This is a genomic window from Streptomyces sp. NPDC002130, from assembly GCF_040296465.1.
GTDB lineage: Bacteria > Actinomycetota > Actinomycetes > Streptomycetales > Streptomycetaceae > Streptomyces.
The window spans coordinates 1-12,449 of record NZ_JBEOXI010000101.1; the positions used below are offsets into that span (position 1 = coordinate 1).

General features: G+C 71.4%; 10 protein-coding genes. 6 read left to right on the forward strand and 4 right to left on the reverse strand.

Translation table 11 applies throughout. The annotated features are described in order from the left end of the window. Positions 1 to 726: acyltransferase family protein (locus ABT116_RS20235; protein ID WP_351635526.1), on the forward strand; the 726-nt coding region annotated here is incomplete at its 5' end. Here the strand turns inward: ABT116_RS20235 and ABT116_RS20240 are convergent. Then, positions 714 to 2,615: a rhamnogalacturonan lyase gene (locus ABT116_RS20240; RefSeq protein ID WP_502983905.1), complete on the reverse strand. Its 1,902-nt coding sequence runs from the start codon at positions 2,613 to 2,615 to the stop codon at positions 714 to 716. The two genes, ABT116_RS20235 and ABT116_RS20240, sit on opposite strands and share 13 nt — an antisense overlap. 439 nt (positions 2,616 to 3,054) lie before the next feature. On the opposite strand from ABT116_RS20240, the gene ABT116_RS20245 reads away from it, so the two are divergent. From ABT116_RS20245 to ABT116_RS20260, 4 genes are all read left to right on the forward strand, one after another. Then, entirely contained in the window at positions 3,055 to 4,143 is a 1,089-nt protein-coding gene (locus tag ABT116_RS20245) for a rhamnogalacturonan acetylesterase (RefSeq protein ID WP_351635533.1), read from the forward strand. A 20-nt stretch (positions 4,144 to 4,163) separates the two neighbouring features. Next, positions 4,164 to 5,027: a GDSL-type esterase/lipase family protein gene (locus tag ABT116_RS20250; RefSeq protein ID WP_351635538.1), complete on the forward strand. Its 864-nt coding sequence runs from the start codon at positions 4,164 to 4,166 to the stop codon at positions 5,025 to 5,027. 111 nt (positions 5,028 to 5,138) lie between these two features. Next, complete coding sequence (locus ABT116_RS20255; RefSeq protein WP_351635544.1) at positions 5,139 to 5,846, forward strand: GNAT family N-acetyltransferase; 708 nt, start codon at positions 5,139 to 5,141, stop codon at positions 5,844 to 5,846. Positions 5,847 to 6,043: 197 nt separating this feature from the next. Continuing rightward, the gene (locus ABT116_RS20260) at positions 6,044 to 6,172 is read left to right on the forward strand and encodes a cupin domain-containing protein (RefSeq protein WP_351635549.1); all 129 of its coding nucleotides are present in this window, start codon (positions 6,044 to 6,046) and stop codon (positions 6,170 to 6,172) included. Positions 6,173 to 6,196: 24 nt separating this feature from the next. Here the strand turns inward: ABT116_RS20260 and ABT116_RS20265 are convergent, their stop codons facing one another. From ABT116_RS20265 to ABT116_RS20275, 3 genes are all read right to left on the reverse strand, one after another. Continuing rightward, the gene (locus ABT116_RS20265) at positions 6,197 to 8,836 is read right to left on the reverse strand and encodes a SpoIIE family protein phosphatase (protein ID WP_351635644.1); all 2,640 of its coding nucleotides are present in this window, start codon (positions 8,834 to 8,836) and stop codon (positions 6,197 to 6,199) included. Positions 8,837 to 9,088: 252 nt separating this feature from the next. After that, positions 9,089 to 10,177, reverse strand: a complete 1,089-nt coding sequence (locus ABT116_RS20270) for an ABC transporter substrate-binding protein (RefSeq protein ID WP_351635554.1) — start codon at positions 10,175 to 10,177, stop codon at positions 9,089 to 9,091. A gap of 118 nt (positions 10,178 to 10,295) precedes the next feature. After that, positions 10,296 to 11,396, reverse strand: coding sequence for a saccharopine dehydrogenase family protein (locus tag ABT116_RS20275; RefSeq protein WP_351635560.1), 1,101 nt, complete (start codon positions 11,394 to 11,396; stop codon positions 10,296 to 10,298). 103 nt (positions 11,397 to 11,499) lie between these two features. Here ABT116_RS20275 and ABT116_RS20280 point away from each other — a divergent pair, with 103 nt between their 5' ends. Beyond that, positions 11,500 to 12,447 (forward strand): helix-turn-helix domain-containing protein, encoded by a 948-nt coding sequence (locus ABT116_RS20280; protein ID WP_351635567.1) that lies wholly within the window; start codon positions 11,500 to 11,502, stop codon positions 12,445 to 12,447. Positions 12,448 to 12,449: the final 2 nt, after the last annotated feature.

Here is a 12,449-nt window from a genome sequence, read left to right on the forward strand (position 1 = left end):
ACCTGGTTCTTCGTGGCCGCGCTCCCCGAGGGGCAGCGCACCCGCAACGCCTCCATGTTCATCTGGCGGCTGACCACCCCGATCTGGAGGCTCCTGCGGTGGCCGCTGCCGGTCGCCCTCGTCATCGCGGCCCTGGCGACCCTCTCGCCGTCCATCGGCGACGACCTCGATCTCCAGCGCGTCCTGCAGTTCCTGCCCTACTTCGTGCTCGGTCTGCTGCTGAAGCCGGAACACTTCCGGCTGGTGCGCCGACGGGAGATGCGACTGCTGTCCCTGCCCGTCTTCGCCGGCGCCCTCGCCGGGGCGTACTGGATCACGCCCCGGTGGGACTACGCCTGGCTCTTCCACCGCTCCAGCGCCGAGGAACTGGGTGTGCCCGGCTGGTACGGGCCCGTGATGACCCTGGCCCTCTTCGGCTGCTCGCTGCTCCTCGTCGCCTGCTTCCTCGCCTGGGTCCCGGGACGGCGCACCTGGTTCACCGCCCTCGGCGCGGGCACGCTGTACGGCTACCTGCTGCACGGCTTCGTCGTCCAGGGGGCCAAGCACTTCGGCTGGTTCGGCCCCGACTGGATCCACGATCCCGTGGGCGAGATCACGGTCACCCTCGTGGCGGCGGCCGTCATGACCGCCCTGTGCACGCCACCCGTACGGCGGCTGTTCCGCTTCGCCCTGGAGCCCCGGATGGAGTGGGCGTTCCGGCGGGACCGTGCCGGTCAGGGCGTGTAGACCGTCGGCCGGGGCGCTGTCGGCATGCCGTTGCCGATGAAGAAGCTCGGGTGCGGGGGCTGGTTGTAGGCGGTGTTCTGCCAGGCCAGCGCCGTGCGGTACTGGGTGTCGTGGAGCAGGGTGGTGATCTTGGTGTTGGTCTGGTGCGGCGTCGAGTAGATCCTCAGCGCCCTGTTGTCGCCGGTACGCCAGACGACCTCCTCACGCCAGTCGCCGAGCAGGTCGCCGGACAGGACCGGGGTGGACTTGGTGCCGTTGTTGGAGGCGACGCCGGAACCGGTGAGCAGCCGGGTGTCGCCGGAGGTGCCGTACTTGTCGATGCGGGTGCCGTCCAGGAGTTCGCGGACGGGGTCGCCGTCCCACCAGGACAGGAAGTTGATGCTGGAGGGCTCCCGGCCCAGGGAGGCGCCGGTGGCGGAGCGCAGGGTGGTGTCGGAGGCGGACCAGGCTTCGGCGCCCGGACTGCCGGCGTGGATGTCGGCGGCGACGCCGCGGCCGTTGTCGGAGCCCGACGCCGTCTGCCACAGCCTCGCGCCCGTGCCGGCGTCCGCCATCCAGGAGCCCGGCTTGCTCGAGTCCTCCGAGACCTTGAAGTACTCCAGGCCCGGCCGCGACGGGTTGAGGTCGCCGACGTGGCCGGCGTCGCCGTGGCCGAGCCTGGTGGTCCACAGGCCGTTGCCGTTGTCGTCGACGGTCATCGCGCCGTAGACGATCTCGTCCTTGCCGTCGGCGTCGACGTCGGCGACGGACAGGCTGTGGTTGCCCTGGCCGTCGTAGCCCTTGCCGCTGTTGGAGGAGGACGTCGTGTCGAAGGTCCAACGGCGGGTGAAGGCGCCGCCCCGCCAGTCCCAGGCGGCTATCACCGTGCGGGTGTAGTAGCCGCGCGCCATGATCAGGGACGGGCGGGCGCCGTCGAGGTAGGCGGTGCCGGCGAGGAAGCGGTCCACTCGGTTGCCGTAGTTGTCGCCCCAGGAGGAGACGGTGCCGCGGCCCGGGACGTAGTCGACGCTCTGCATCGCCTTGCCCGTCCGGCCGTCGAACATCGTCAGGTACTCGGGCCCGGACAGGACGTAGCCGCTGGAATTGCGGTGATCGGCCGAGGAGTTGCCGATGACCGCGCCCGTGCCGTCCCGGGTGCCGTCGGCGGTCTTCATGGCCACCTCGGCCTTGCCGTCGCCGTCGTAGTCGTAGACCTGGAACTGCGTGTAGTGGGCGCCGGAGCGGATGTTGCGGCCCAGGTCGATGCGCCACAGCCGGGTGCCGTCGAGTTTGATGCCGTCGACGATCGTGTTGCCGGTGTAGCCGGACTGGGAGTTGTCCTTGGCGTTGGTGGGCTGCCACTTCAGGACGAGGTCCAGGGCGCCGTCACCGTCGAGGTCACCGACCGAGGCGTCGTTGGCGTCGTAGGTGTAGGCCGAGTTGCCCGGGGCCGTGCCCCCCGCGGGCGGGGAGATCGGCACGTCCTTGTAGCCCGTGCGGAACTGGACCGCGGGCGCGGAAGCGGCCTGCTCGGTGCCGTCGACCACCGCGCGCACCGTGTACTCGGCAGAGTCCGCTCCGCCCGCGTCGAAGTAGTTCGTCGAGGTGGTGACGGGCGAGGAGGTGAGTCTGGTGCCGCCGCGGTAGACGTTGAACGACACGTCGTTCGGGTCGGTCGCCAGCCACCGCCAGGACACCAGGTTTCCGCCACTGGTGTGCACGCTGGTCAGGCCGCGGTCGAGCTTCTCGACCTGGCGGGCGGTCGCCGCGTGCGCGGACTGTGGCAGTGCGACGAGTGCGGAGACGGCCAGTGCGGCAGCGGACAGGCAGCCGACGAGCCGGCTGCCCGCCCGGTGGGGGGATCGCCACGGCCGTTGCGCGGTGGGGGGACGCCGGTGCGGGTCGGTCACGGTGGCCTCCGGGGCGTGGGGGGTATGGGAACGCTCCCATGAGGAGGGAGCGTAAGAACGAGCTGATGCCTCGTCAAGGATTCTGTCCAGTCCGCTGTGCGGCCCTGTTGGGATAAGTGAGTTCTCCGCGCCTACGGATTGACAGTCGGGTGGCGGGCCTTGAACACTGCGTGATGCGCCTCATGGGCAACTGCGGTCGAAACCAGTCGAACTGGCCGACCCCGTCCGGGAACTCGGGCGCGAGGCGCGACAGTTCACGGGCTCCCCACCCCGCACCTCTCCACTAACAAAGTGCCTCGGGTTCACCTGAAACAGGTTGTGAACGCTCCCAGCACACAGTCCAGCAGCAAGCGGCCCAGCGCCATCATGGACGGTTTCACCCAGGCCTGACCGCGCATCCCCGACCCGTGTCTCTTCTCCCCGGTCAAGGACGGTACTCATGTTTGCAGGGAACATGACATTGCAGGCCAGGCATGCGGTCCTGTCGGGCACAGCGGGCCTGCTGACCCTTGCCGCACTGGCCGGCACCGGTGCGGCGGCGCAGAGCGCGGCAGCCGCACCGCAGGCCCTGCCGGCCGGCTGCTCCGGCACCTCGCCGATCACCTGTCATTACGGCGTCGCACCGGGCACCTACGACGTGACGGTCTCCATCGGTGGCGTCCTGGCCGGTCAGACCGAGATGTGGGCGGAAGCCCGGCGGCTGATGCTCCCGGGGACGAGAACGGAGGCCGGAGCCGTCGCCACGTACTCGTTCACCGTCAACGTGCGCCAGCCGGAGGGGCAGCCGACCGGCCAGGGCGGTACCGGCAACCCCGGCCTGGACCTCCGCTTCACGGGTGCCGCCCCACAGGTCTCGGCCGTGTCGGTGAAGCCCGCGACGCAGCCGCTGGTCGCGTACCTGGCCGGTGACTCGACGGTGTGCGACCAGCCGTCCGCTCCGTACACCGGCTGGGGCCAGATGATCACCACAGCGGTACGTCCCGGCGCGGCCATCGGCAACTACGGTGACTCCGGCGAGAGTTCGGGAAGCTTCCTGAGCAACTCGGCGCTCCTTCCCGCGTTGCTGGCGAGGGTCAGGGCGAACGACCCGGTTTTCATCCAGTTCGGCCACAACGACAAGCAGACCAGCGTGTCCGCCTACCGGAACAACCTCACCACCATGATCTCGCGGGTCCGCGCCAAGGGCGGCGTTCCGGTCCTGGTGACGCCACCGGTCCGCAGGCTCTTCGACGGCGACCGGCTCACGCCGACGGCACTGCACGTCAACGGCGCCGGTGCGAACCTGCCCGCCGAGATGCGCGCGGTCGGTGCGGCGCAGCGGGTCCCGGTGATCGACCTGACCGCCCGGAGCAAGGCGCTGGTCGAGTCCCTCGGACCGTCCGCGTCCGCACAGCTCTTCCTCCGCTCCTCCGTCGACGGCGTCACGGACAACACCCACTTCTCACAGTACGGCGCGACCCGGATGGCCGGGCTGGTGCTCCAGAGCATCCGGGAGCAGAACCTGCCCCTGGCCGCGTACCTGCGCTGACCGACGAAAGGGGACACACGATGAAGAACCTCCGTGCGCTCGTCACGACGGCGCTGGTGATCGCCTTGTCGAGCCTCGGCGTCAGCACCGCCTCGGCGGCCGACACCGCGGCGAGATGCGCCGGCGCCTCCAGCACCGAGGCCCCGGCCGCACGAGCGGCGGCCGCACCGGTCACGGTGTGGCTGGCCGGCGACTCCACCATGGCCAACCCGGGCTCCGCCCGCTGCCCGGTGGGCTGGGGCAGCCAGTTCGACGCCCTGTTCAACGCCGACGTGACCGTCAGGAACCAGGCCGTGGGAGGCCGCAGCATCCAGACCTGGATGTACGAGGGCAACGTCAGTGGCACCAAGGGCCCGGACGGCGAGTGCCGGCTCACCTCCGGCACGTACTCCGCACGCTGGCAGGCGATGCTGAACGCCGGCACCGGGATGAAACCGGGTGACTACCTGTTCATCCAGTTCGGCATCAACGACTCCTCGTCGACCTGCCCCCGGCACGTGGGCCCCGCCCGCTACCGGCAGTTGATGACCACGATGGTGCAGGCCGCCCAGGCCCGTGGAGCACACCCGGTGCTGCTCACCCCGGTGGCCGCCCTCACCTGTTCCGGAAGCACGGCGACGAAGAACCGCGGCTTCGTGAACGAGACCTTCGCCGTCGGATCCGCCACCGGGGTGCCGGTCGTCGACCTGCAGGCGCTGAGCGTCTCGCTCTACAACAACCTGCGCTTCTGCCCGCACAACGGCGACTTCGGATCGGGCCCCGTGGGCGCCTTCTTCTGCGACGACCGCACCCACTTCGAAACGTACGGCGCGCAGCGGATCGCCGGACTCGTCGCCGGTGACGTGCGCAGGCAGAACGTGCCGCTGGCCGCATATCTCAAGTAGCGCCGGGAGGTGGCCGCGTGCCGCGGCACTAGCATGGCTGCCGACATCCGATGACGCCGTGTCGGTCTGCCGGCCGACCGGCTCCGGCAGGGGACAGGAAGGCGCAGCACGATGACGGGGCTCCGCGACGCCGTTGCACTCGACGACCCGGTGGGCGAGTCGCTCCGCGGGCACCACGCGCATCTCGCCCGCCGGCTCGGCGGTGCCGTCACCTACGTACCCGAGGTCGCGACGTTCTCCGCGGTGCCGGCCGAGCCGGACGCGGCGGCATGGGCCGACCTGGCCAAGCTGCTGGGGCCGGGCGAGTTCGCCGACATGTTCAGCTGCCCGGCGCTGCCGCCGCCGGACTGGGAGCCGGTCTTCGTCCTGGAGGGCCGGCAGATGATCTGGGCCGGCCACGGCGGCCCGGATTCCTCCGGTGCCGAGTACGACTCCGAGGTGGTCGAACTCGGCGCGGAGAGCGTGCCCGAGATGCTCGACCTCGTCGGCCGGACCCGGCCGGGACCCTTCTGGCCCCGTACGCACGAGCTCGGCACCTATCTCGGCATCCGCGACGGCGGCGTGCTGGTCGCAATGGTGGGGGAGCGGCTGAGGCCGCCCGGATGGACCGAGATCAGCGCCGTCTGCACCGCGCCCGAGGCACGCGGACAGGGCCATGCGGCCCGCCTGCTGCGCGCGCACATCGCACGCGTCGTGGCGCGCGGCGAACGCCCCTTCCTGCACGTGGCCGAAGCCAACAGCGGCGCGCTCGCGCTGTACGAGCGACTCGGCTTCGAGACCCGCAAGCACGTGACGTTCCGCGGTTTCCGGACCCCGTGAGAGGAGCCGGCCCGGTAGGCGGTGTCGACGAGACCCTCTGCGCGCCGCCACCCGTTTTCGACGGGCGACCTGTCAGGGACTTCACCGCATTCCTGACACGTCATCTCCTCGCGCTCCTCGGCGGGCCACCCGCCGGGACGGCACTCCCAGACACCCGCCCGGACCGTTCCGCTGGTGTCGAACCGGAGGAGGCCCGGTTGCGGGTCGCCGGAGTCCGCGCCCGGACGCCGGCCGACCGCCTCGAGATCTCCGCCGGTGACGTCATCGTCCATCCCAAGGGCGGGTCCGGCCGCTGGGACGTCGAGGAGACGGTCCGCAAGGTGTAGGGCATCGGTCCGTGACGGGGTGACTCACCAGGCCGCGTCCTCCCACTGGTCCAGCAGGGCCTCGGCCGACATCTCCTCGGGTTCGCCGGAGGGGCTGAGGGTGGACTGCTCGGTCCAGATCACCTTGCCGCGGGCCAGGTAGCGGGTGCCCCACCGCTGGGCGAACCGGGCGACGAGGAACAGTCCTCGTCCGCCCTCGTCGGTCGTCGCGGCCCGGCGCAGGTGGGGCGAGGTGCTGCTGCCGTCGGCGACCTCGCAGATCAGGCTGTCGCGGTCGTGCAGCACCCGGAGCCGGATCGGTTCGATGCCGTAGCGGATGGCGTTGGTGACCAACTCGCTGACGATCAGCTCGGTCGTGAACGCCATCTCCTCCAGCCCCCAGGTCCGCAGCCGCCGGGTGACCCCCGCCCGGACGGCCGCGACGGCCGCGGGATCATCCGGCACGTCCCACTCGGCCACCTGGGAACGGTCCAGCAGCCGGGTGCGGGCGACGAGCAGGGCGATGTCGTCGCTCGACCGGGCGGGAAGCAGCGCGTCGAGGACGTCCCGGCAGGTCTCCTCCGGGGTGCGGTGAGCACCGGCCAGAGCGTGGCGCAACGCCTCCAGACCGGTGTCGATGCCCCGCTCCCGGTCTTCGACCAGACCGTCCGTGTAGAAGACCAGCCGGGAGCCCTCGGGGAGGGCGACCTCGGCGGTCTCGAAGGGTTCGGCGCCGCCCAGACCGAGCGGCGGTGAACCGGGCACCCGCAAGAACTCCACGGTGCCGTCGGGATGCACCAGGGCCGGCTCCGGATGCCCGGACCGGGACAGGCAGCACATCCCGGAAGCCGGATCGTAGATGGCGTAGAGGCAGGTGGCGCCCGCGACGCCCTCGCTGTCCCGCTCCTCGTTCTCGTCGCTGTCGATCCGTGCGACCAGCTCGTCCAGGTGCCCGAGGAGCTCGTCCGGGGGCAGGTCGAGGGCGGAGAAGTTGTGCACAGCGGTGCGCAGCCGGCCCATCGTGGCCGCGGCGTGCAGGCCGTGCCCCACCACATCCCCGACCACCAGGGCGACCCGCGCACCGGGCAGGGGAATCACGTCGAACCAGTCGCCGCCCACGCCCTCCAGGGCGGGCAGATAGCGGTGGGCGACCTCCACGGCCGAGTGGTCGGGCAGCGAGCTCGGCAGCAGGCTGCGTTGCAGCGCCTCGGCCATGGTGTGCTCGCGGGTGTAGCGGCGGGCGTTGTCGACGGCGACCGCGGCCCGGGCGGCCAGTTCCTCGGCGGTGGCCAGATCCTCCCCGTCGAAGGGAACACCGTCCGAGCGCCAGAAGCTCGCCATGCCCAGCACCACACCGCGGGCCTGGAGCGGCACCGTGATCAGGGAGTGGAAACCGAGGGCCAGCAGCCGCCGGGCACGCTCGGGACCCTGGGCGTTCATCCAGCCGTCGGAGCCGGTCAGATCGGCGTCCAGGACCGCACGGCCGCGCTCGGCGCCGACGGCCACGGGCGACGTGGGAACAAAACGGATCAGCTCACCCACCGGATAGAGGGACCGGGCCCCGTCGACGCCGTGCACCGCCACCCGGCGCATCTCCGGACCGGGGCCGGCCGACACCGCACCTCGCAGGATCGGATCCAGCAGATCGACCGTCGCGGCGTCGGCGAACCGGGGGACCGTCACCTCGGCCAGTTCCTCCGCGGTGCGCACCACATCCAGCGTGGTCCCGATCCGTACACCCGCCTCGTACAGCAGCCCCAGCCGCTCCCGCGCCACCTCCGCCCGGCCCGCCAGCGCACGCAGCTCCGTCGTGTCACGCAAGGTGGCCACGCTGCCCGCAGGGGGATCGTCGGGGTCGACCGGCCGTACGTTGACCGCCAGCAGCCGGTCGCCGGCCCGGTGCACCACGTCCGTGACCTGCCGGCCCGCGCCCAGCAGCGCCGCGGTGCCCGCCTCCAGGCCCAGCTCGGCGACCCGACGCCCCTCGGCGTCCGCGGGCAGGTCCAGCAGCCGCCGCGCCTCGTCGTTCGCGAGCAGCAGCCGTCCGTCGCCCCCGATGATCAGTACGCCTTCCCGCACCGCGTGCAGCACCGCGTCGTGATGCTCGTACATGCGGGTCATCTCGGACGGATCCAGGCCGTGGGTCTGCCGTCGCAGCCGCCAGGAAACCAGCGCCGTACCCGCCGCGGCCACCGCGAGCGCGGCGCCGGCGAAGCCCAGCAGCTGCGGCAGCTGGTCCTGCACCACGTCGTCCACGCTGGCCACGGTGACCCCGACCGACACGAAGCCGACGACCGTGAGCCCGTTGGTGTCGTAGACCGGAACCGTCGTGTCCACGGCAAGACCCAGACTGCCCTCGAAGGTCTTGGTGAACGGCCGGTCGGCGGCGCCGCCCTCACGCTCGGCGTAGATGTGCTTGCCGATCAGCGTCGGATCGGGGTGGGTCCAGCGAAACCCCTGGGGATCGAAGGTCACCACGTAGTCGACCCCGCTGTTCCGCCGGGTGTCCTCCGCGCGCGGCTGCAGCAGCTCGGTTGGCTCGCCGGACTTCATGGCGGCCAGCGTTCCCGGGGCCCGGGCGAAAGACTGGGCGACACCCTTCGACAGCTGCCGGGCCTCCTGCGTACTGGAGTCCCGGGCCTGCACCACAAGTGCTCCGCCGGCGGCGGCGGCGAACAGCACCATGATCACCAGCTGCAGCAGAAACACCTGGCCGGCGACGCTGCGCACCCTCGGCAGTGTCTTCCAGCGCGCACCGGGGGGCCTGGCGCCGGGCTTCTGCCGCGCATCGAGATCCCCGGTTTCACGCGGGGCCCGCCGAAGTCGCCCGCCTCTGCGCGCGAGGGAGCGAAAGGCCGAGAATCGACCAGGGCGCCGGATCATACCGACTCTTTACCATGCGCATTGGTATTCAGCCATATGGCTGCATCGGCTCGGTCAGCTGCGGGCCCACTGCTGCCAGCGCCTGGTCACGGCGTCCTGGTTCTCCAGCCACCACTCGATGTCCAGGTCGAAGCCCGACAGCAGATGGCCGGGAGTGCTCGCCAGATGGACGGCGGTGGACTCGGTGAGATGGCCGTAGGCGGCGGGCACCACCGGACCGTCGGGGTAGAGCCGGGCCATGTGGGCCTGCACCTCGGGCCGCAGCGCGAAGTCGATGAGCCGGTAGGCGGCGTCCTGGTTCGCGGAGCCCTTGGGGATGCCGTAGCCGTTGCTCTGCCTGCGGGCGCCGTTCCACTCGTACGCGAGCGGAACCCCGTCTCCGATCATGTTCTGGAGCCTGCCGGCCCACGTGCTGGAAGCCATGACGCTGCCGCGGGACAGCAGCTCGCCCGGCTCCGCGCCGTACTCCCAGAACGTGCGCACCGAGCCCCTGATCTCGTCGAGGACCCGGAAGGCGCGGTCCACGTCGAGGGGGTAGAGCCCGTCGAGCGGTACACCGTCGGCGAGCAGGGCGAACTCGAGCTCGGGCCAGTCGACCTCGCCCTGCAGTGCGCGGCGGCCCGGGAAGGCTCCGAGGGCCCAGAAGTCCGCCCAGGACTCGGGTCTCCGGCCGTCGAAGGCGTCGGTGCGGTAGGCGAGGACGCTGGCCCAGTAGCTCTTGCCCACGCCGTTGGGGGTGAGCAGGGACTGGGGGATGCCCGTGTTCCGGGCGTTCTTCAACCGGCCGTAGTCCAGTGGCTCGGAGGCGTCCTCGTGCTCGAACAGCAGCAGATTGGACATGTCGATGTCCATGACGTCGAACTGCGGACGGCCTTCCTTGATCTGGGCGAGCATCTGGTCGTGCCCGAAGTTCACCACCTTGATCCGGACACCGGTCTCCCGGGTGAAAGGGTCGTACACGGCCTTGCGGTTGGCTTCGCCGTAGGAGCCGCCGAAGTTCCGCACGACGAGCACGTGGCCGCTCTTGGTGGCGCTCCGCCCCGTGCGGCTCTCACACGCCGTGAGTGAGCCGGCAGCTGCGCCGGCGGCGATCCCTCCGACGGTGGTCAGGAAGGCTCTGCGGTCGATTCCGACGTCTCCCACCGGCTGCCTCCACAACGTCCTCGTGCAGCTTTGGTGAGTGTTTACCAGGAAAGGTGCCGCTTTCACAGATACGGAGGGGTGGGGTCCGGTCGGTGAGGCCCGGGCAGTTCGCCACCGGTCAGGACGTCGGCTCCACGCTCGACGGCGTCTCGGGCGAGGTCGTGGGCCTTGCTGAGGCAGCCGGTGCCGGGGCCGGCAGTTCCACGGAGAGGTGCGAGGACAGCGCGCGAAGGAAGTCGGCCGCGTCGAAGATCTCGCCGGCGGAGACGACGCCGACCGTCCGGGTCTGCCCGGTGAGGATGCGTCGCACCGCCTCCACCGCGAGCGGCGCCGTGACCGCGTAGATGTCCCGCCCTCTCGCCACGGCTCGCCGTTCGGCGCCGCCGGAACGTACGACGATGTCGACGAGGAAGGTCTGTGCGGACCGCCCGTGCTCGTCGGCCGCGGTCGGCGTCGGTGTGCCGGGGGCCGACACGTCCCGGGCGGCCTCGGCCGTCATGTACGTGCGCACGTCGGGAACGGACAGGTGGCTGGGGATGGTGACGACGTCGGCCATCGTGAACTCCCCGATGACCGTCCGGGACCCCAGAGGCTCGGGGAAGGGCCACTGGAGCGTGGGCGCGGCGTCCCGGCGGTAGTCCAGCCGTCCGTCCCGGTACACGACGCGCGCACCGCCCCGCCGCTCCCGGGAGACCGCGCCCGCGGCCCGTGTCCCGTCCGTGGGCTGCCAGCCGCTCAGCGCGTAAGCGACATGCACCTCGTCGGCCGCGGTCCAGTCGCCCATCGCCGCGGTGGCCAGCAGGTCACCGAGTCCGCCGAAGAAGGCCATCGCCGGGACGATCACCGCACCCGCGGCGCGGGCGCGTTCCGCGAAGTGCGCGAAAGTGTCCGCGTTCGCCTCGATCTCGGCCGCCACATCGACATACGGGACGCCGGCGCGCAGGGCCGCCTCGATCACCGGAGCGGCCGTCGTGGCGAACGGCCCGGCACCGTTGACCACCGCCGCCGCCCCGGCCAGCGCGCGGTCGAGCGCGTCCGGATCGTCGACCGACGCCGGCCGGACCTCCAGCCCGGGGTACGACGCCGCCAGCGCCTTCAGTTTCACCTCGTCGCGGCCCGAGAGCACCGGGACGAGCCCGCGCTCCAGCAGCTCCGCCACGACGAACCGCCCGGTGTGCCCGTACGCGCCGTACACCGTCACCGTCTGACCCGGTCCCATGAGCTCTCCCCTGTGTGCTCGAACGATCAACTAAGGCCATCCTGACGGCTCTGAGCGCCCGGCCGTGAGTGTCTGGAACGACACGCCCCATACAATTACGGACATGGCCACCACTGTCGCGCTCGCCGCCACCGACGGCATGCTGCACTTCGAACTGTCCTTGGCACACGAGGTGTTCGCCGCCGCCCCGGACGGGGTGACGGCCCCCTGGTACGACCTCACCGTCTGCGGACCGGCCGCCGTCCAGGTCGGCCGGTTCAGGCTGGAGCCCGACGCCGGGCTGGACCGGCTCCGGCAGGCCGACACCGTGATCGTCCCCGGCTGGGCGGACATCGACGACGAGCCGCCCGCCCAACTCGTCGACGAGGTGCGCGAGGCCCATCAGGCGGGCGCGCGCGTGGTCTCCCTGTGCACGGGCGCGTTCGTGCTGGCCGCGGCGGGGCTTCTCGACGGGCGGCGCGCCACCACGCACTGGGCGCACACCCAGGCTCTGGCCGACCGCCACCCCCGGGTGCAGGTCGACCCGGACGTGCTCTACGTGGACAACGGCAGCGTGCTCACGTCCGCCGGCAAGGCGGCCGCGCTGGACCTGTGCCTGCACCTCGTCCGCCTCGACCTGGGCTCGTCCGTCGCCAACGCCGTCGCCCGGCGGCTGGTCGTACCACCGCACCGGGCGGGCGGCCAGGCCCAGTTCGTCACCACCCCGGTGCCCGACCACGACGACCACCCGCTCGCCGCGCTCTTCCCGTGGATCATCGAACGGCTCGACCGGCCGCTGACCGTGGAGGACCTCGCCCGCCGCGCGGGAATGAGCTCCCGTCACCTCAGCCGCCACTTCCGAGCGGTGACCGGCACGACCCCGCTGCAGTGGCTGCTGACCCAGCGGATCCGTCACGCCCAGGAACTGCTGGAGAAGACCGACGACAGTGTCGACGGCATCGCGGCGGCCACCGGCATGGGGACCGCCACGACACTGCGCCGCCACTTCAACCGCACGGTCGGCGTGCCCCCGGACACGTACCGCAGGACGTTCCGCTCACGGACACGCTGATC